Here is a 20,947-nt window from a genome sequence, read left to right as displayed (position 1 = left end):
TATTTTTATCTTATTGTAATGTTTTTTTCTATTTTTAACAATTAAATTCGTAGCTACACATTTAAAAATCGCCTTTTCTCAAAACGAAAAGGCGATTTAACTTCATTATTCCACTGTTACAGATTTTGCTAAGTTTCTTGGTTTATCAACATCTAATCCTTTACCAAGAGATGTGTAATAAGCAATTAATTGTGTTACAACAACACTTAAAATTGGTGCTAATTCCATTTGTACTTTTGGTAAAACGATATCGTCGCCTTCACGTTCGCTTCCTTCCATAGCAATGACCATTGTTTTAGCTCCACGTGCTTTCACTTCTTCGATATTTCCTCTTGTATGGCTTGCAACTACTGGCTCACTTAATAAAGCAATTACAGGTGTGCCTTCTTCGATTAAGGCAATTGTACCATGTTTTAATTCTCCAGCTGCAAAACTTTCCGTTTGTACATATGAAATTTCTTTTAATTTTAATGCTGCTTCCATTGCTACATAATAATCTAAATGACGACCAATATAGAAGGCATTTGCTGTATCTAATAAGTTTTGATCCACTAATTCTTTTACAACAGATTTTTCATCTAATACACCTTCGATGGCTGAAGCAATCACTGCTAATTCATGACTCATATCAAATGTTTGAGGACGTCCTTTTGTACGACGTAATACTTCTGCTAATACTGCCATGACTGTAATTTGTGCTGTATAAGCTTTTGTTGAAGCTACTGCAATTTCTGGACCAGCATGAAGTAATAATGTATGAGTTGCTTCACGAGATAACGTTGAACCTTTAACATTTGTAATCGTTAATGAAGGGTAACCTTTTTCATTCACTTTTACTAATGCTTGACGGCTATCTGCTGTTTCTCCACTTTGTGTTAAGAAAATAAAGAATGGTTTTTCAGATAAAATTGGTTGATGATATGCAAATTCACTCGCTAAAAATACTTCAACAGGAATTCCTGCTAGTTGTTCTAATAAATATTTACCAATCCAACCAGCATGATAACTTGTTCCACAAGCTACAACATAAACACGATTGCTTTGTCCAATTTCTTCTAATAATTCGCTAGGAACTTCTAATTCACCAGCTTCATTTGTATATTCTTTAATAATACGACGTAATACGGCAGGTTGTTCATCCATTTCTTTTAACATGTAATGAGGATAAGCACCTTTTTCGATATCATCTGCATCTAATTCTGCTTTAAATGGTGCACGTTCTACTGCTTGACCGTCAATTGTTTCAATCTCTACTTTATCTTTTGTAATGGTAATTAATTCTTCATCTTTAATTTCTAAGTAAGTATCTGTTTGAGAAATAGTTGCCATCGCATCTGAACAAATAACATTGAAGTCTTTTCCTACTCCGACTAATAGAGGGCTCTTATGTTTTGCAGCATATAATACTCCTGGAGCTTGTTCATCTAATAAACCAAATGCAAATGATCCACGAATTTCTTTTAACGCACGACGGAAAGCTTCTTTACCAGATAAACCTTCTTTTTCTGCAAAATATTCAACTAAATTCACTGCTACTTCTGTATCCGTTTGAGATTGGAAGTTTACATTTGATAAATAAGTTTCTTTTAATTCAGAGAAGTTTTCAATTACTCCATTATGAACTAATGTAAAACGTCCATTTTGAGAACGGTGTGGGTGAGCATTATTTTCTGTTGCTGGTCCATGAGTTGCCCAACGAGTATGCCCAATCCCTGCAAATGCTGGGATTTCTTCATCCACTGCTTCACGTAAGTTTACGATACGTCCTACTTTTTTTACTAATTGTGTTGTACCATCAGCATCTGCAATAAATAATCCTGCTGAATCATATCCACGATATTCTAATTTTTCTAATCCATCTAAAATAACCGTTTGAATACGGTTCTCTCCAATACATCCTACAATTCCACACATATATATAGTCTCCTTTTAATGAAGGGTTTCCTTCAAACAAATTTTTCATTGTTTCTGGTGCTTGCAAAAATTTTGTATCCCCTCAGAGATTTTTGTATATTGCTGTAGACTGCACTGCCTTGAGTCACCCGCCGAATATTTCGATAAACTCAATCCTCGTCACTTATCCTCTATCATGATAAGCCTGGCGCTATCCAATTCTGCTACCTTTCTTAGCTGTTTATTTTCAGAAACATGATTAATCATACACGATTTTGTACTTATTTGTCAAAAAAAGACTTCCCCGAAGGGAAGACCTAATTATAATTCAACAAGAATGTTATAGTTTTCCTCTAACCATTTTTCGTCGTCGACATATCTCTTACCCGCAAAGGATCCAATCGATAATTCATAAGGTTCATCAGAGTTTTTATATTTCACTCGTAAATAATATTCTACAATCGCTCTATAACTCTTCTTAAACTTACGAATACCACGAATTTTATTCAATGATTCCACATAAAATTCATCTGCATGAATAATAATATGCCCTTTATAAACTAATAAAGCAAAATCCTTTGAAACATACTCGGCATTTTCCACTAAAAGATTCATATGACCTTGAACTTCTGGGAACAACTCGAATAATTCTTTATAATTCTTATAGTTATGATAAATAATTTTTCCAGATGCTACTAAAAATCCTAACCCCACAATAAGAACAACTATACCTTTCCCTATTTCAAACCATAAATCAATCTCATCAAATTCATCAAAATAAAGATCTGTTTTTAAGTGCGCTAACTGATACGTATAAGCTAACATTGTATCATTTTTCGCTTCTCTCTCTTTTTTCTTTGCTAAATTACTCTTTTGAAAAACAGCTGCAAAATCCTGTTGCATTTCTGGAGAAATCTTTACAATTTTTCTTCCTCTTCTTCCTCGTTTAATTTCAGGAATGACCCTTATTTTTAATAAAAATAATTTATTTTCAAATGGTCTTGCTTTTGACAGTTTGCTAGCTTCCTCTGCCATTTCGTCTAATTTAGCATTCCCTGATTTTAACATATGATAACCTAATTCATCTTCAATGATATAAAAATCTTGTTTTTCATTTGGTAATTCTACTTTTTCGATATCATAAATTCGAACCACTTGAACCTTTTCTATTTCCTTTTCTGTTAAAGGGTGATTGATAAACATTTCTTCAATTGGTTCAGTATAACTAACAACATTTTTTAGCATAAAAAATGATATGAAAATTATGAACAAACTAAGTAATAAGTACAATCTTGCCCCTTTTGTGACTCTTTTTTTAACTTTCATTTCTATCTCCCTTTTATGGTAAAATTTTGTCTCATTTAGCAACATTTTACTCTAAATACTCTTAAAACACTACTTTTTTCGAACAAAAAAGAGGTGAGATTTCTCTCACCTCTGTTAAATATCTTTAATGATTAAGCTTTTCCAGTTGAACCAAAGATATCCATTGTTTCTTTAGTTACTTTAACGATTGCATCAAAACCAGGTTTGATTACTTTACGTGGGTCATAAACTTCAGCATCTGCATTTAATTTAGCACGAACTGCTGCAGTCCATTGTTGTTGTAATTCAGTGTTAACATTGATTTTAGCATGTCCACGTTCGATTGCTTTTTTGATTTGATATTCTGGAATACCAGATCCTCCGTGTAATACTAATGGAGCACCAGTAGCTTCAGAAATAGCTAACATTTCGTCAAATCCTAATACAGGTTCACCTGCATAAGTTCCGTGAACTGAACCTAATGCTGCTGCTAATGCATCAATATTAGCTTCTTTTACCATACGTTCACATTCGTGTAAGTCAGCGTATTGAATTCCTCCTGTAACGCCATCTTCAGTACCACCTACAGTACCTACTTCAGCTTCTACAGAAGCGCCTTTAGCATGTGCATATGCAACAACTTCTTTAGTTAATTCAATGTTTTCATCAATTGGATAATGAGAGTGGTCAAACATTACTGAGCTGAAACCAGCATCAATATATTTTTTACAAACATCAACTGATGAACCATGGTCTAAGTGTAATGCAACTGGAACTGTGATATCCATAGTTTCTAATAATGCATTTACCATAGCTGCAACTACTAATGGGCCACCCATATATTTACCAGCACCTTCAGATACTCCTAAGATGATTGGTGATTTTGCTTCTTGAGCAGCAGTTAGAACAGCTTGTGTCCATTCTAAGTTATTGATGTTGAATTGACCTACGGCATATTTACCTTCTTTAGCTTTGTTCAACATTTCTGTCATACTTACTAAACGACTCATTTAAAATTTCCTCCTTATACTAGTAACCTAGTATTTATTTGTACGTAGCTATTATACCCTAATTTCTCTTTATTGGCTAGCTATTTACGCTTAGTTATGAAATTATTTCGTATAATATTTGTTTTCATTACACTTTCATTTTTCCATAATCGATTCAATTTTTCCTTTTAAATTCTGCTAGTAGTTTTCTTAAAATTGCTTTATAATAAGGATAATTCATATATTGGGAGGTATTCTATGAATCAACGTAAAGACAGTGCACATCATAAACGTGCGTTAAAAGAAGCTCGAATGGCAAAACTATTATTTTCATTTATCGCTTTAGCATCTATTGCTATTGTTATATTTATTTTAAATATTCCATCCATTATTCAAAATGAGAATCAAGCACTCACTAAAAATAGCTCCTCTAACGAAACTAGTACAATAGAATCATCCGATCATCACACGATTCAAACCGCTCGTATTACAGCTAGCGGAGATATGCTCTATCACGACATTGTTTACGGTAGTGCTTTTGATGGACAAACTTATGATTTCAAAAACGATTATGAACAAATTACACCATTAGTTTCTTCTGCTGATTTAGCATTAGGTGACTTTGAAGGAACAATTAATCCAGATCGCCCTTTAGCCGGCTATCCAATCTTTAATGCACCTGAAGAAGTCATTCAAAGTATTAAAGACGCCGGATATGATGTTTTAGACTTAGCACATAACCATATTTTAGATACAGGAATTAGTGGATTAAAATATACTGCTACCGCATTTCGTAAAGCAGGTTTAGATATTTTCGGGGTTAAAGTAAATCCGGATGAAGGAATTTTAGTTAAAGAAGTGAATGGCATTAAAGTTGCTATTTTAGGTTTCTCCTATGGCTTTAACGGAATTGAAGCTAGTATCTCACAAGAAGATTACAACAATCATTTATATGATTTAAATATGGATAAAGTAAAAGAACAAATTGAAAAAGCGGAAGAAATAGCTGATTTTACAATTGTAATGCCGCAAATGGGAGTAGAATATAAATTATCTCCAACAGAGGCTCAAGTAGACACTTATCATAAAATGATTGAATGGGGAGCAGATGTTATCTTCGGAGGTCACCCTCACGTTGCTGAACCAACTGAAACTATTGAAAAAGATGGACAAAAGAAATTTATTATTTATTCAATGGGAAATTTATTATCCAATCAACGTGTTGAAACATTAGACAATATTTGGACGGAACGTGGCGTTATTATGGATATTACGATTCAAAAAGAAGGAAATCAAACGACTTTAACAAGTGTACAAGCTCATCCAACATGGGTTTCTCGTACCCCAATCAATCGTACATTCCAAGGCTACCCTGCATACGATTATCAAGTATTCCTAGCTGAAGATTATTTACCTGGTGCAAAATACGCCAATACTGTTGACGAAACAACCCGTCAACGAATTGAAAAAGCTTATCATGAAATGCTAGAACTATTAAATATAAAATTCTAAACAAAAGTTCCACACGACAGCACTCGTCGTGTGGAACTTATTTTTTCTATTAAAAAGCGCTATAGACAAATTCTTCGATATTTGAAAAATCTGCATGAATTAAGTATAACCCTAACATGACAAATAAAACATAGAAAGCCAATGTCCATAATAATAATTGATGCTTTTCGCTAATTTTTTTGATAGAATTTAAGCATTTCTTCAGCAACTTCAGGCCATCCTTTCCATCCAGGATGAACCGTATCATACATATAATAGGGTTCATATTCCTTTGAAGTTAAATCCATGATTTTATATCCAAATGATTCTGTTATTTCTGTTATTTTTTTAGAATAAATCGCACGTTGTTCTGGACCAATTCCAATATAATCATACCATTTACCATTAATTGGGAAATTAACAACTTCGACTTCTAATCCCATCTCTTTTGCCATTTGTAAGACTAAGGCATAATCATCATATTCTGTAGAAATATCATATTTATATTTAGCTGCAGAATTTTTCAATTTTTCAAGTCTATTTTGAATTTCAGATGCATAATATCTCTTTTCAATACCAAAATCATTACCTTCAGTTCGTACCTTCGCATCATTTAAATATTTATTTTGAAGCTCTTTCCAATCATAATTAGGAGTAACCGGTCCACTTGAAGGAATTGGCGTTACATTACCTGTAAAGTAGAAACTTATTTTATTATTTAAAGCAAACTTTTCTACATCTATTTTAATGAGCCAATCATCTACAATTGTTCCTTTATGATCAACTAAGCGACGTTTATAGCGTTCAAAAGTTTCATGAACATTTTTATTATCTTTTGATAATTCTAACACTCTCTTCATAAATTTTTCCTTGGTTTCTTTTGAAATTTTAGGATTAATTAAAGTGTAATAGACATGTTCATTTGAAACACGACTTAAAAAGGCTTTTGGATTCATTCCAAATTGATCAAACCAAATAAATGACTCACTAAGAATAAACTTTTGCTTTGGAAAATCATTCCCCAAAGATCCTAGCATGGAAGCTTGAATAATATTTTGGAAATTCCCTCCACCAATTGCCATAATATGAAAATCATCATAATTAAACAATTGCTTAATATGAAAAGGATGTTCACTTACTTTTCCTAATTCTGAAGATCCTAGTACGACTAATGTTTTATCATCAATATTATCTTTTAGAATATCTCTACCTTTATATTTTGTAAATTCAAAATTATAACGAATACTATTATCACTCACGTGATAATAATTCGCCAATTTTTGGTTAATGATATGAAGGTATAATGCAAGTGTTAATAGCGCAAGTACTAAGGCTATTCCAAATGCCTGTATTTTCTTCATTATTGATTCACCCTTGTTTCAATATAGTGAATAATTTTATTAGGCGTATCAATTTCCTCATAAGTTACTTCTGTAGGAGCCACTTCAATTCCAAACTCTTCCATTCGAACTAATAATTCAACAAAAGCTAATGAATCCATCAAGCCTTCTTCTTTCAAATTAATATCTCGTTCTTCATAAATCACATCATCTTCGCAAATTTCTTCAATAATTGCTAAAACCTTTTCTTCTAACATACTATTCTCTCCTTATTATTTCAATAATAATTTTATAATAAATTCATATGGCTTTTCAGAGAAAATTAACAAGCCTATCATGATTAAATGCATGGTTACAAACCAACTGACAACTTTATAAGCTGTTTTCTGTTTATATTTTTTATAAAACTTAGATTTCTTCTGATACCATTCAAAAGAAGCCATTAAAATGCCATGGTAAACTCCATAAATAATATAACTCCATGAAAGCCCATGCCAAAATCCCATAAAAACCATATTTATCATATATGCAAACATAGCAGTAGATAAACGAGTTTTAAACCATTTATGTCTCATTGATTTCATCACAATTCTTGAGAAAATAAAATCTCTTAACCAAGTTGATAATGAAATATGCCAACGATTCCAGAAATCTTTAATATCGATACTTAAAAATGGTTTATTAAAGTTCATTGGAGTTTGAATCCCCATGATATTACTTACACCCACAGCCATTAAACTATATCCTGCAAAATCAAAGAATAGATAAAACGTATATACATACATATAGGAGACTGTTGTAAATAAAAATCCTTTATTTGGTAAATGGTTTAATGCTAAATATAACAATCCTGATAATACCATTTTATAAACAAGCCCTAAAACTAGTCGAAACAATCCTGTTCCTAATAATTCTATATATTCTTTTCTAGGAATTATTTGATGAATATCTTCTACAAATCTTTTACTTCTATCAATTGGTCCCGCACTAAAAGTTGGGAAGAATAATAAAAATTGAAGATAATCAAAAATATTAATCGGCTCCTTAATAACTCCGTCATACGTTTCAAAAATAATTTGTAACACTTTGAAAGTCATATAAGAAATTCCTAAAAATCCAAAAATGGAAACTTTCCAAACAACAACTGTTTTTGCTGCAATTAATAATAAACTCGCAAACAATAAAATTGGATATTTTGTAGATTTTTTCTCTCTAAAATGAAAACCTAATCGAACTAATAAATAGGTTTCCACAATAAAAATGATTAAATTTATAAAATGGTTTGGCTGCTCTTTAAATACTGCAATCGCAATTCCAATAGAAATTATTAAAGTAATCCAATAAACTGATTTTTCAAATAGGCGTAATAGAATAATTGGAATAAGCCCTAAAAATAGTACTCCAAAAAAATCTAAGCCGTCAAAATACTCCATTCTATAACTCCTTTAATTTTTTCTTATCAATTTTACCATTATTATTTAATGGCATTTCATCTAAAAAGAAGATTTTTTTAGGAATCATATATTCTGGAACATATTGTGCCAAATCTTGTTTAATCAACTTTCCAGTTGCAAATCGACTTTCGATAGCCCCTGTATACACAACATAAGAAATGATGGATTTAATTTTTCCATCTTCTGCATAGGATGGAACAGTTGCTGCTTGGCGAACTTTTGGATTTTTTAATAAGTTATTATCAATATCTTCCAATTCAATACGATGTCCATGTAATTTAATTTGGAAATCAATTCGTCCTTCACAGAATAATAAATCTCCTTCAAAATGACCTAAATCACCTGTTCTATAACTACGATCTCCTGTTTGAGGAATGACAAAACTCTTTTCTGTCATTTCTGGGTTTTGATAATATCCATTAGCGACTGTATCCCCTTGGATAATAATTTCCCCTCTATCTCCACCTTCAATCGTTACCGTTGTCCCTGGTTTAATCACACCAACAGGTAGATTATCCGGATATTGTTCTAAAATCTCTCTCGTAATCGATACCCATGTAACCATAACCGTTGATTCTGTCGGACCATATGTATTCACTACTTCAGCATTTGGGAAACGATCTAATAATTTTTGAGCAGTAGTAGCAAATAATTTTTCACCACAAAATACAAACTGATTTACCTGTGGTAGTAACTCTTGATTAAAACTAGGATCTACTAAACACATTTCTGCAAAAGATGGAGTAGAAATCCAAATGGTAGCATTTGATTCTTGTAAAGTTTTAAATAGCACTTTAAAATCTTGTAAATGTTGACGATCAATTTGAATTAAAGGTGCATTCATATAAAGAGCAGGCCATAAAGACATTACTGATAAATCAAATGAAAATGGTGGATGCCCTAAAAAGACTTGGCGTCCCTTATTAGTATAATACCCTGTGTACCATTTTAAAAATTGATTTAAATTATAATACGTTATAGAAACACCCTTTGGCTTCCCTGTACTTCCAGATGTAAAAATAATATAAAAGATATCTTCATCTTTCACATAATAACTAGAATCAATAATTTCAGTTGTTGTACGAAGAATTTCTTTTGTAGCTGAAACATCTAGTACTGGCGTTTCTAATGCAATCTCTTCGCTTGTTAATACAACTGGTGATTGTACTGTTGCAATAATATCTTTAACTCGATCAATTGGGGTGTTAATATCCACTGGGCAAAATGCACGCCCTGATTTAACACACGCTAAAAAATAGACAATCATCATCGGATGTTTATGTCCATATACAACAATCGGTTGACGATTTTCTTGTAATCTTTCTTGTAAATAATACGCTAATTTATCTGAATATTCCCAAAATTGAGCTGGAGATAATTCTTCTTCTAAAAATAAATCATGACGATAGATTTTTTCAGTATTCCCTTTTAAACTCATTAAACGATCTAATAACTTTTCAAACACCTTATTCATTTCCCTTCTCTATCTAATCGCCTGACAGTAATGTCTACACTGCCACATAATAAAAGTATACCATATTATAGTTTTTCTGGAAATCGTATTCCTCAAAATAGCAAACTTTTATAAGAAATTTTACCGAAATTCTTCACATTTTAGATTTTTTCTTTAAACTCTCCTTTTTTTAACTAAAAATAAAAAGGCTGGAATAACATTCCAACCTTCCATTCTTTATAAAACTAATAATCCAGCTCCAATAATCCCATTGTCTCCTTTAATAGTTGAAGTAAGCATTCTCTGTAATACATGTTTTTGTTCCACATGTAGACGAGTATCCAAAATTTCTTTGACTAACTCAATATAGTCTGAATTATAATTAGATACACTTCCTCCAAAAACAATAACATGAGGGTCTAATAAACAAACCATGGCATGTAAACTACTTGCAATTCCACTAGCTGCTTGACGAATAATATTTGTAGCGATTTCATCACCTTGACGCCATTTTTCAAATACATCCTTAGTTGTAACAGAAGTATCTTGATATAATTCTTGTGCTTTCTTTTGAATTCCCACTCCTGAACAAGCTTCTTCTAAACTCATCCATTGATCAAAGAATGAAACTGGAATAAAACCAATTTCCCCTGAGAATCCTGCACCACGTAAAATTTGGTCATTTACAATATTTGTTGCTGCAATACCTGTAGATAGTGTAACATAAGCAAACATTTCTTTTTCTGTTAAGTTTTGAAGACGATATTCTGCATAAGCAGCTACTTTTACGTCATTATCAATTTTTACTGGAATTGAACCATAAACCTCTTGCAATTTTTTTACAATTGGGAAGTTTGGCCATGGAATATTATTTTGGAAAACAGCTACTCCATTCTCAACATCAACTTTTCCTGGTAATCCAATTCCAATTCCTTCCATTTCTTCAATTGAAAATGGATGTTCATTTAATTCTTCATTGATTAAGCGTACCACTTGTTGGAATAATGTTTCTGCACTTTCTACTTCACTAGGAGCTTGTCTACGGCTTACAATTTCTCCCTTTTCATTAATAATCGCTACTGCTACTTTTGTTCCTCCAATATCTATACCGATAGATTGTTTCATCATTAACCTCTCCTTTTTTTACAATCGTTTTCATCGCTATTGTAGACCTGTTTTACAATTTTTGCAATGATAAATTTTAGAGAAGTTAAAAATAAATATCTAGTTACTTGTTCTTCCTAATTTTGAACCTATTCTTCATCATTATTTTTGATCGTTAATTTCTGTGATTAAATCATTTAAATCATCTTCACTAAATTGATATTTCTCACCGCAGAAATGACAAACAATTTCTGCTCCATGATCTTCATTAATTAAATGTTGCAAGTCATCTACCCCAATTGATAATAATCCTGCACTAAATCTTTCTCTTGTACAAGGACAATGAAATTCTACCGGTAATTCTTCCAACACTTTAATATTTTCTTTCCCTAATAGACGGTTTAATAAATCAATAGGCTCTTCTTGTTGATCAATCAATTTTGAAACAAGAGGCATTTCACTAATACGTCGTTCAATTTCAACAATCGTTTCTTCGCTAGCTCCAGGAAGTAATTGAATCATAAATCCTCCTGCAGCACGAACCGATTCATCTGGATTTACTAATACAGAAACTCCAACTGCTCCATTAATTTGTTCAGAAACAGCTAAATAATATGTGAAATCCATTCCTAATTCACCGTCTACAATTGGAATTTGACCAGAAAATGGTTCTTTCAATTGTAAATCTTTAATAACGGTAATGGTTCCATTCGTTCCCACAACTCCACGAACATCTAATTTTCCTTTTTCATTTAATGGTAAGCTAACATGGGGATTTGAGATATATCCTCTCATTTGACCTAAACCATTTGCTTCTGCCATAATTTTCCCACCAGGACCATCACCATTTACTTGAATCGTAATTTTTTCTTTTCCTTTTAGACTAGTTGCTAATAATTGTGTTCCAATCATCGTACGTCCTAATGCCGCAGTAGCTGCGCTCCAAGTGTCATGACGTTTTTGTGCTTGAGATACTGCTTCTGTTGCTACAATCGCAACTGCTTTAACTTCATCATTAAAAGCTAATACTTTTAATAAATGATCCTTCATTCTTCATTCCTTCTTTCATAAAAGAAAAGTGGGAAAGAAAAGCTTTAACTTTCCCTTCTCACTTTCTTGTCATTATTCTACATCATCTTTTGAATCAGATTCTTCATCAGAATCATCTTGTTTAGATGCTTCACGTTTTGCTAAAGCCTTTTTAGACTCTTCAAAACTTGCTGCTTCTATTTCACTTGGATACTCTTCTTCAACGTCTTCTGTTGGCATTTCTCCAGTTTCGAATAATGCTTTAATGGTACGTTCATCAAGAGTTTCTAATTCTAGTAATTTTTCAGCAATTAGAGTTAATTGATCTTTATGTTCTTCTAAAATTTGTAATGCTTGTGCATAAGCTTCTTTCATAATCGAGCGAACTGCATTATCGATTTCAAAAGCCACTTGATCAGAATAAGCTTTTGTTTGTCCGTAATCACGTCCAATAAAGACTTGATGATTTCCTTCATATTGAACCGTTCCTAATTCATCATACATTCCATATTCTGTAATCATACTACGAACAATTCCTGTTGCTTGCTCGAAATCATTACTTGCTCCTGTCGTTTTCTCATTAAAGATAAACTCCTCAGCAGCACGTCCACCAAGTAATCCAACTACTTGTTCGAACAATTCTTTTTTAGTCATTAAGAAGCGATCTTCTTTTGGAAGCATAATTGCATATCCACCTGCACGTCCACGAGGAACAATCGTCACTTTATGAACGACACGTGCATCACTTAATACCATTCCAACGATTGTATGACCAGCTTCGTGGAAAGCAACCATTTTACGTTCTTTTTCACTAATTGCACGATCTTTTTTCGCTGGCCCCGCAATAACACGGTCATGTGCTTCATCCACATCTAACTTGTCAATCGCTGTTTTATCTCTTCTTGCAGCTACTAAAGCAGCTTCATTTAATAAGTTTTCTAATTCAGCACCAGAGAAACCTGGAGTTTGTTGAGCAATCACTTTTAAGTCCACTTCTTTTGCTAATTTTTTATTTCTAGCATGAACTTTTAGAATTGCTTCACGTCCTTTAACATCTGGACGACCTACTAAAATTTGTCGGTCAAAACGTCCCGGACGTAATAATGCAGGGTCTAATACATCGGAACGGTTTGTTGCAGCAATCACGATAACGCCTTCTGTTCCTTCAAAACCATCCATTTCAACTAGCAATTGGTTTAAAGTTTGTTCACGTTCATCGTGACCTCCCCCCATACCTGTACCACGTTGACGACCAACAGCATCGATTTCATCAATAAAAATAATAGCTGGAGCATTTTTTTTCGCATTTTCAAATAAATCACGAACACGGCTTGCCCCTACCCCAACGAACATCTCTACAAATTCAGAACCTGAAATGGAGAAGAATGGAACATTTGCTTCACCGGCAACAGCTTTGGCTAATAAAGTTTTACCTGTTCCTGGAGGGCCTTCTAATAAGACACCTGCTGGAATACGAGCTCCAAGAGCTGTAAACTTACGAGGATCTTTTAAAAATTCTACTACTTCTACTAATTCTTGTTTTTCTTCTTCAGCCCCTGCTACATCTGAAAAACGAACCTTCACTTTTTGTTTTTGATCGGTAGCTTTTGAACGACCAAAGTTCATAACACCACGTGGTCCACCTTGTCCCATTTGGCTAGAAAATACGTTATACATTAAAAATCCAAAAATCACAATTGGAATTACTAATTGTAAAAATAATGATAACCAAATTCCAGACTGACTTTCAGGAAGTGTCGTAATTTGAGTGCCTGCTTGTTGTGCAGCATTATTAATTTCTATTACAGTTCCATCATTTGGTAAAACAACTGTTTTGAAACTTGATGTTTTAGAAGATCTCTTATCAAATAATGCCAACCCCTTAGAAGTTGTATTTGAATTTTCTTTTGCTTCTTTATATTCCCCAGTTATTGTATAAACGGAGTTTGCATATTGCATTTTTATTTCTTTAATGTCACCTTTTTTCAATTCTTGAACGAATTGTGTATAACTAATTTCTGTTGTTTGCCCATTGGATCCTTGATTAAACCAAGAAACTAATCCAATAATTGCCACAAAAATCATAATATACATTAGTCCATTACGAAATATTTGACGATTATTATTTGTATTCATTTTGCCTCCTGCATTTTAATAATTATACTGACTATAGTATATCAGATTTGACTATCTTTGATGAATAACTTAACCAAATCTTATTATTCATACATTTCTGGTTTTAAAACTCCAATATACGGCAAGTTTCTTAATCCTTGTTTATAATCTAATCCATAACCAACTACAAATTTATTAGGCACTTCTACCCCAACATAATCTGCTTCAATCGCCATAACACGACGTTCAGGTTTATCTAATAATGTAACAATTTTTACACTTGCAGCTTGACGGTGTTTTAATAACTCCACAATATAAGCTAATGTACGACCTGTATCAATAATATCTTCTACAATTAAAATATGGCGATCTTTTACACTTTGATCTAAGTCTTTTAAAATTCGAACTTGACCACTAGATTCAAATGCATCTCCATAACTAGATACATCCATAAAATCTACTTCTAAATCACAGTCCATTGCACGAACAAGGTCTGTCATAAAGAAAATAGCTCCCTTTAAAATACAAATCACTAATGGATTTTTATCTTTATATTCTACGGTTAATTTTTCTCCTAATTTTTGAATCGTTTCCTTCAACTCTTCAGGACTTACTAATACTTCTGCAATATAATTATCTAACATGTTGACACCTCTTCTTTTCTATAGAATACTCTTATTTTATCAGTTTCTTTCATTTTGGACAATGATTGTGGTTTACGAAATCCTAATATTGCTATAATTTCTTTTGCAGCATTTTCCACAACCCATAATTTTTCCCTTTCTTCTTTTGGAATCTTCTCATTAATACAATATCTTCTTAAACTTTGATGTTGATTTGAACGGAGTAATAAAGAATCTCCAGACTTTCTTCTACGAATGATTAATGGAAAATCCTCACACGAAACCATCATTTCCCACCCTTCTTCTTTCGTAAAGGATACTATTTCATCCTTAGATAATACAATATCTTCCATTTGAAATTTTTCTACTCTAAATTCTTTATAAAAAATAGCTTCTATTTCTTTTTTTACAAGAAACAATTGCTGATACCTTTTTTGAAAAATCCATCCTTTTGGCAAATCTAAACTTAATTGAGAGTTATCAGATAAAATAGATTTATGAATATCTGACACATTTTTTGTACTCAATAATCCCCCTATTTTTTTAGATAATTCCACTAAAATAACTTTCTGTAATCCGATTGGTTGCTTGATATAACTTTCCTTATTCCAAGACCAACCATTGGGTAATTCTACTAAGGCTTGATCCATCCATTGATAGGTTACTGTTTCAATCAATTCTTGTTGTTCTTGCAACGATTTCGTAAATTCTTGAATTTTTTGATTAAATTTAGGATTTTCCTTTTTAAATAATGGAATTATTTCCTGTCTAAATCGATTTCTCGTATATACTACACTTTGATTAGTCGTATCTTCACTATAAGGGATTTGATGAACGGAAGCATACTCATATAAAGCTTTTTTATCCACTGTTAAAAAAGGACGTATTAAATATCCTTCACCAAATGGACGTATTGCTTTCATCCCAGCAATCCCGTCAAGGGTACTTCCTCTTGTCAATTTCATTAATACCGTTTCTGCTTGATCATCTGCATGATGGGCTACCACAACATAAGAAGCATGATGTTTTTGCTGAGATTCTTTTAATTTTTGATAACGAAACTGCCTTGCTTTTTCTTCAATACCACTATGTTGACTACTACCTTCTTCCCAATGGTAAACATCTATTGCTAGATTTCTTTTTCGGCAAAATTCTCTTACCATTCCTTCTTCTTCATCCGATTCTTGTCGAAGATGATGATGAATATGGACAACCCTAATCATAATAGGGAACTTCTTATGAAGTTGAAAAAATTGTTCCAACAACACCATCGAATCTACCCCGCCAGAAACAGCTAAAATATAGAACTCTTGTTGCCAGTTTGGAATATTACACTCTAAAAATTGTTTGACTTCATTCATCGAAACACCTCCTTTAATCTTTACATGACAAAAATGAGACTGGAATACTCCAGCCTCATCTCTCCATTCTATTATGAACGGCGTCCACCACGTCCGCCACGTTTACCTTCTGTATTACGTTTTAATGATGTTAAACGATCTTCAGAATCTTTTAAGAAGGAACTCATCATCGCATCAAAATCTGTTACTTTTGCTTGCGAAGGTGATTTTTTTTCAAAAGATGGTGCAGGTTTAGATGCATAAGACGATTTCTTAAACCCTTGTCCTTCTTGATTACGTGAAGCTGATTTTTGGAATTTTGGTTTTTCCTCAACAGTTTCTTCAGAAGAATCATCAGCACTTGCACGACGAATCGACAAACTAACCTTTCCATCTCCTGCAATTTCCATTACTTTTACTTGAACTTCATCTCCGACTGTTAAGACATCTTTAATATCTTTAATATAAGAATTAGATACTTCACTAATGTGAACCAATCCTGTTTTACGGTTTCCTAAATCCACAAAAGCTCCAAAATTTGTAATACCAGTTACTTTACCAGGTAAAATAGTTCCTACCTCAATTGACATATAAAAAGCGTTCCTCCTTCAAATTCTCCTTTTATACACACGCTTGACGAGTATAAAAGATTATTTCCAACACTTGTAGCACTTGCAAACATTAATGACGAGATTGATTTTCTTTTGCTTGTTGAATTTTATTTTGTGCAGCATCATCAGGCGTATTAAAAATAATTTCTCCTGATTTGCTTAAGTAATATTCACTACGTGCAAGTTTTGCAACATAATCATCTTTTTGTAACAATTCAACTTGTTGAAGTAAAGCTTTTTGTTGCTCTTTTACTTTTGCTTCATCTTTCTTAGCTTCTACAATTTTTGCTTCAATCTGACTTGCTTGATTCAATTGCCCAACAATTTGTAAAATCAGTGTTCCAATAATAGCAATCACTACTGCCATGAATAATGAATGCCATACAGCTACTCTTTTCCAAATAGCTACTTTTGGTAAGTGAATACTTTTATGCAATTTTTTCTTTTTGGCTTTAAACGCAATTATTTTGCTATTTTCTTCTTGCTGTTTATTCACTACACTGACTCCTTTAATGATTATATGACGAGTATAACAAGAATATGATAACTAGTCTATGCTTTTAGGAAAATTTTATAAAAAAAGTGGCATAAGCCACATTGCTGGCTTATACCACTTTTCTGTTGGCGTCCTGTTTGCTATATCAGATAAGTCTTATTTGCTAATATTCTTCTGTCTTAAACTTAATCTTCTTCACTTCTAAATCAGAATGTTGTTTTTCAATATACTCTTGAATTTTTTCAATGACAATCTCTTCTTCATGTTCTACTCGAACAATTAATTCAAATTGACCGTCTTCTAATTCTTTTGCTTCCACTTGAATCGCCTGATACTCTTCCAAATGACAAAAATCATATAATTTTTGCATAATTGTTACATCTGGAACTAAACAATAAATACTCACTTGACGTTTTTGAGCCTTTAATGGTGATTCATGCGTTAATAATTGAATAATGACTACAACAGCAGCACAGACTATTCCAAAAATCCACATTCCTCCACCAATTGCTAAACCAATTCCTGCAGTTGCCCAAATTCCTGAAGCAGTTGTAATCCCACTAATTTTCTTATCTCGCATAAAGATAATTCCACCACCGATAAAACTGATTCCACTTACGACTTGTGCAGCCACACGAGCTGTATCAAATTTTGATGTATCTATAAATGCTTCTTTAGAAATTAACATCATTAAAGCTGAAGTTAAAGCTACGATTACATGCGTTTTAATACCGGCTTGTTTATTTCTCGATTTTCGTTCATGTCCAATGGCCCATCCACATAAGCAAGCTAAAATAATTGCCATCAAATGACGTGTTTCCAACAACACATTAAAATTTCTACTAAAAATTGTTTCTATCATACTTGCTCCTTTCATGAACATTGAATTTTTGTACTGTTATCAAAATGATAACGTGCACATTATTCTATGCTTTTCTTCTATTATTGTCAAGAAATCTTATCTTTGAATTTTGAAATCATGAATTGGAGTAAATATGATCATCATTCATTAGAAATACTCATTATTGAATCTTTATCATTCTTCACCCTAAAAATAATATACAACATCTTCAGTATGCTTCCAAATATAATCAAAATTCCAAAAGCTATCCATAACATTTGAAGATTTATCGTTCCAAGAAACACACTTCTAAACATCTGTCCAATCTGAAGTTCACTTGCATAATCCATTACCTCTACTCCAAAAGAAAAAATATCAAAAAAAACATTAATAATCATAAGCATTTGAACATTAATAAAGATAGTCTCTAGCTTCCATTCATTATCCTGTTGCTTACTTCGATTATTCATCCATAAAATCATCCCTCCTACAATAGTATAAACAATCGTTAAGTCCGCAATTACACCAAAAGGAGATACCTGAAGCGTTGGAATAGTACCCTTTAAAATCATTGGAGCAAACAAAACAACTATCAACAATAATTCCGACACTAAAATTCCTTTTTTAGTTTTTAAAGGTAATTTTATCATACTAACCATTGCACATAAAAAAGCAAAACAACTTTCTCCAATCGCTCTCCACGATACAGACGTCACTTCGACAATTTCCTTTGTACTAAAGTATAAACCAAATAAACAAATGGCAGCAGAAGTAATCATTGCAACACTCATATATATTTTACTACCTTTATTCATCTTCCTCATCCTTTCTCTGACTAAATATAAAATAGTTACTTTCTTCACATACAGTATAATGAAAACATTTTTCTTTCTCAATATTTCCTCTGTTTAAGATTTTCTAAAAAATAAGAGAGGTTGACGAAACAACTCTCTCTTCTCCGTTTTAAAACTCTTCTGTTTTTACAACTTGTTTTTCTTCTAAAATCGTAAACATTTCTTTTGCATCTTCTTTTCTAGTTGAATCTAGAATCGCATCTACTCGAACGGTTACGGTCTTATTTCCAAATTGAATGGTAATAATATCTCCTACTTTTACATCTGTTGAAGATTTTGCCACTTTATCTTGGACGGTAATTCTTCCTTTATCCGCTACTTCTTTTGCAACGCTTCTTCTTTTAATTAATCGTGATACTTTTAAATATTTATCTAATCTCATCCTGTTCTCCTCCTCATTTCCATTTTCTTGTCAATCTTAACAATGTTTTTCCTTTTGGAATCATCAACCATTCACGAATGGTAAATAATTTTATACGAATTGCACCTATTAAAAATACAATCATTCCAACACTTACTAATAAAAGAGCAATCAGCGTATCTTTTGTTCGGGAATCTCCAGAAGGAAAATAGCGTTCAAATAGAATATTCAAAATTCCTACCACGACTGCCATTCCTATTGTTACAATTCCTAATTTTATAATCGTTGCCTGTTGATGACTCGAAGAAGACGTACTCTCTCCACTCAGCATCCAAATCATTCCTAGCATCACAGATAACCCTAAAATCGTCGCAATACTCGCTCCTAATGTTTGAAACAAAGGAATAAACCAAAGATTGCCGACACCCTTAGCAATCAGTCCTACAAATAATGCTATAAGCGTAATGGAATATTTTCCCGTACTTTGTAATAGCCCATGGTAAGCCATCATCATCGATGCTAACACAATACTGATAATATAAATACTCAGTACATCGTTTCCTTGAATATCCCCAAAAAGCATATGATTAACTCTTGGTAAAATGACTAACAATCCTACTGTTGCCACAACTGAAAATACCATCGTCATTTTTAAGAGTGAGTGTTTCAATTGTTTGAATTCTTCTAAATGTTGTTTTGTATAACTACGACTCAGTAATGGTAAATAACTTGAAGAAAATCCAACTCCAACAACCATTCCTAATTGAACAAGTGGCTGTCCTCTATCAAAAATCCCTTTTAAATCTTTGGCAACTTCTTGACTCATTCCCTGTTCAACTAAGCCTTTAAACAACGTAAATGAATCGATTAATTGGAACAATACTAATATTGAACTTAATAAACATATAGTTCCACCTTCAATGACTAATCTCTTCAGCAATACTCCCCATTGAATCTTATGAGGTTCAATGACACGACTGCCATTCCAATTTTCAAATGAATCTGATTTTTTATAATACAATAATACAAAAGTTGCCATCACTGCAGCCACAACGGCACTCGACATTGCCCAAGTTCCCACTACATATAAATCATTCGTGAGACCTCCATAAAAACTGGCAGCTAATAAGATCACACTCACTCGAACGACTTGTTCCATTACTTGAGAAACTGCTGTTGGAACCATTCGATTCGTTCCTTGGAAATACCCTCTAGCAATTACCAAAAATGGCATCATTAAAAACATCCACGATACACTTTGAATAACTGGAGATAATAAAGTATCTCCCATCCATAAAGCAATCAGTTCTGACTGTGTATATAAAACTAAATATATGCCTATTCCTAATCCACTTAAAATCCAAAATAATCGTTTTAAAAGAGGAGTTAATTCATAATCCGAACGATACTGAGCAATTAATGCTGAGACAAATACTGGAAAACCAGAGAGAGCAAAGGTCATTCCAATTCCATAAATAGGATATACTTGTTGATAAACGTAAAAACCAGTATTCCCAACCATATTTTGAAAAGGAACTCGATAAACGGCACTTAATATTTTCGCAATGAAGGCTGCTAGTGACAATACCAACGCTCCTTGCATCATCTGTCTATTCGATTTAATCATTGAATCCCCCCTCTTGTGTTC

Annotated in this window: 19 protein-coding genes; 1 reads left to right on the top strand and 18 read right to left on the bottom strand. The window is 32.6% G+C overall.

The features are described from left to right. Positions 1-105: 105 nt before the first annotated feature. The 3 genes from glmS to fba all read right to left on the bottom strand — a co-directional run bounded on the left by glmS (position 106) and on the right by fba (position 4,208). Positions 106-1,914, bottom strand: coding sequence for a glutamine--fructose-6-phosphate transaminase (isomerizing) (glmS, locus tag RWM24_RS04380; protein ID WP_314111969.1), 1,809 nt, complete (start codon positions 1,912-1,914; stop codon positions 106-108). 300 nt (positions 1,915-2,214) lie between these two features. Further along, complete coding sequence (locus tag RWM24_RS04375) at positions 2,215-3,219, bottom strand: hypothetical protein (RefSeq protein WP_314111967.1); 1,005 nt, start codon at positions 3,217-3,219, stop codon at positions 2,215-2,217. 131 nt (positions 3,220-3,350) lie between these two features. Continuing rightward, positions 3,351-4,208: a class II fructose-1,6-bisphosphate aldolase gene (gene fba / locus RWM24_RS04370; RefSeq protein WP_314111965.1), complete on the bottom strand. Its 858-nt coding sequence runs from the start codon at positions 4,206-4,208 to the stop codon at positions 3,351-3,353. Between the two features lie 237 nt (positions 4,209-4,445). On the opposite strand from fba, the gene RWM24_RS04365 reads away from it, so the two are divergent. Next, positions 4,446-5,699, top strand: a complete 1,254-nt coding sequence (locus RWM24_RS04365) for a CapA family protein (RefSeq protein WP_314111963.1) — start codon at positions 4,446-4,448, stop codon at positions 5,697-5,699. A gap of 170 nt (positions 5,700-5,869) precedes the next feature. Here RWM24_RS04365 and dltD read toward each other — a convergent pair whose 3' ends face one another. The 15 genes from dltD to RWM24_RS04290 form a co-directional block, all read right to left on the bottom strand. Beyond that, on the bottom strand, positions 5,870-7,039 hold the full coding sequence (gene dltD / locus RWM24_RS04360; protein WP_314111961.1) for a D-alanyl-lipoteichoic acid biosynthesis protein DltD: 1,170 nt from the start codon (positions 7,037-7,039) through the stop codon (positions 5,870-5,872). Then, positions 7,039-7,275, bottom strand: a complete 237-nt coding sequence (gene dltC / locus RWM24_RS04355; protein WP_314111959.1) for a D-alanine--poly(phosphoribitol) ligase subunit DltC — start codon at positions 7,273-7,275, stop codon at positions 7,039-7,041. The genes dltD and dltC overlap by 1 nt, the downstream gene beginning before the upstream one ends. A 15-nt stretch (positions 7,276-7,290) precedes the next feature. Further along, complete coding sequence (gene dltB / locus RWM24_RS04350) at positions 7,291-8,451, bottom strand: D-alanyl-lipoteichoic acid biosynthesis protein DltB (protein WP_314111957.1); 1,161 nt, start codon at positions 8,449-8,451, stop codon at positions 7,291-7,293. 1 nt (position 8,452) lies between these two features. Then, positions 8,453-9,946: a D-alanine--poly(phosphoribitol) ligase subunit DltA gene (gene dltA / locus RWM24_RS04345; RefSeq protein ID WP_314111956.1), complete on the bottom strand. Its 1,494-nt coding sequence runs from the start codon at positions 9,944-9,946 to the stop codon at positions 8,453-8,455. 216 nt (positions 9,947-10,162) lie between these two features. After that, complete coding sequence (locus RWM24_RS04340; RefSeq protein ID WP_314111954.1) at positions 10,163-11,053, bottom strand: ROK family protein; 891 nt, start codon at positions 11,051-11,053, stop codon at positions 10,163-10,165. A gap of 138 nt (positions 11,054-11,191) precedes the next feature. Next, on the bottom strand, positions 11,192-12,079 hold the full coding sequence (hslO, locus tag RWM24_RS04335; protein WP_314111952.1) for an Hsp33 family molecular chaperone HslO: 888 nt from the start codon (positions 12,077-12,079) through the stop codon (positions 11,192-11,194). A 72-nt stretch (positions 12,080-12,151) separates the two neighbouring features. Continuing rightward, on the bottom strand, positions 12,152-14,194 hold the full coding sequence (ftsH, locus tag RWM24_RS04330; protein WP_314111950.1) for an ATP-dependent zinc metalloprotease FtsH: 2,043 nt from the start codon (positions 14,192-14,194) through the stop codon (positions 12,152-12,154). Positions 14,195-14,277: 83 nt separating this feature from the next. Next, entirely contained in the window at positions 14,278-14,817 is a 540-nt protein-coding gene (gene hpt, locus RWM24_RS04325; protein ID WP_314111948.1) for a hypoxanthine phosphoribosyltransferase, read from the bottom strand. After that, on the bottom strand, positions 14,811-16,157 hold the full coding sequence (gene tilS, locus RWM24_RS04320) for a tRNA lysidine(34) synthetase TilS (RefSeq protein WP_314111946.1): 1,347 nt from the start codon (positions 16,155-16,157) through the stop codon (positions 14,811-14,813). The genes hpt and tilS overlap by 7 nt, the downstream gene beginning before the upstream one ends. A gap of 71 nt (positions 16,158-16,228) precedes the next feature. After that, a complete protein-coding gene (locus RWM24_RS04315) occupies positions 16,229-16,726 on the bottom strand; it encodes a S1 domain-containing RNA-binding protein (protein ID WP_314111945.1) in 498 nt (165 codons plus the stop codon). A gap of 91 nt (positions 16,727-16,817) precedes the next feature. Then, positions 16,818-17,243, bottom strand: coding sequence for a septum formation initiator family protein (locus RWM24_RS04310; RefSeq protein WP_314111943.1), 426 nt, complete (start codon positions 17,241-17,243; stop codon positions 16,818-16,820). 163 nt (positions 17,244-17,406) lie between these two features. After that, positions 17,407-18,105, bottom strand: a complete 699-nt coding sequence (locus RWM24_RS04305; protein ID WP_314111941.1) for an MgtC/SapB family protein — start codon at positions 18,103-18,105, stop codon at positions 17,407-17,409. Positions 18,106-18,245: 140 nt separating this feature from the next. Next, positions 18,246-18,899, bottom strand: a complete 654-nt coding sequence (locus tag RWM24_RS04300) for a hypothetical protein (RefSeq protein WP_314111940.1) — start codon at positions 18,897-18,899, stop codon at positions 18,246-18,248. 148 nt (positions 18,900-19,047) lie between these two features. Next, a complete protein-coding gene (locus RWM24_RS04295; RefSeq protein ID WP_006703326.1) occupies positions 19,048-19,320 on the bottom strand; it encodes an RNA-binding S4 domain-containing protein in 273 nt (90 codons plus the stop codon). Between the two features lie 13 nt (positions 19,321-19,333). Beyond that, positions 19,334-20,926, bottom strand: a complete 1,593-nt coding sequence (locus tag RWM24_RS04290; RefSeq protein ID WP_314111938.1) for an oligosaccharide flippase family protein — start codon at positions 20,924-20,926, stop codon at positions 19,334-19,336. Between the last annotated feature and the right edge of the window lie 21 nt (positions 20,927-20,947).

Origin of the sequence: uncultured Granulicatella sp. (assembly GCF_963516875.1) — a bacterium.
In the GTDB taxonomy this organism is placed as follows: Bacteria; Bacillota; Bacilli; order Lactobacillales; family Aerococcaceae; genus Granulicatella.
This window is presented reverse-complemented; position numbering and strand designations above follow the sequence as displayed.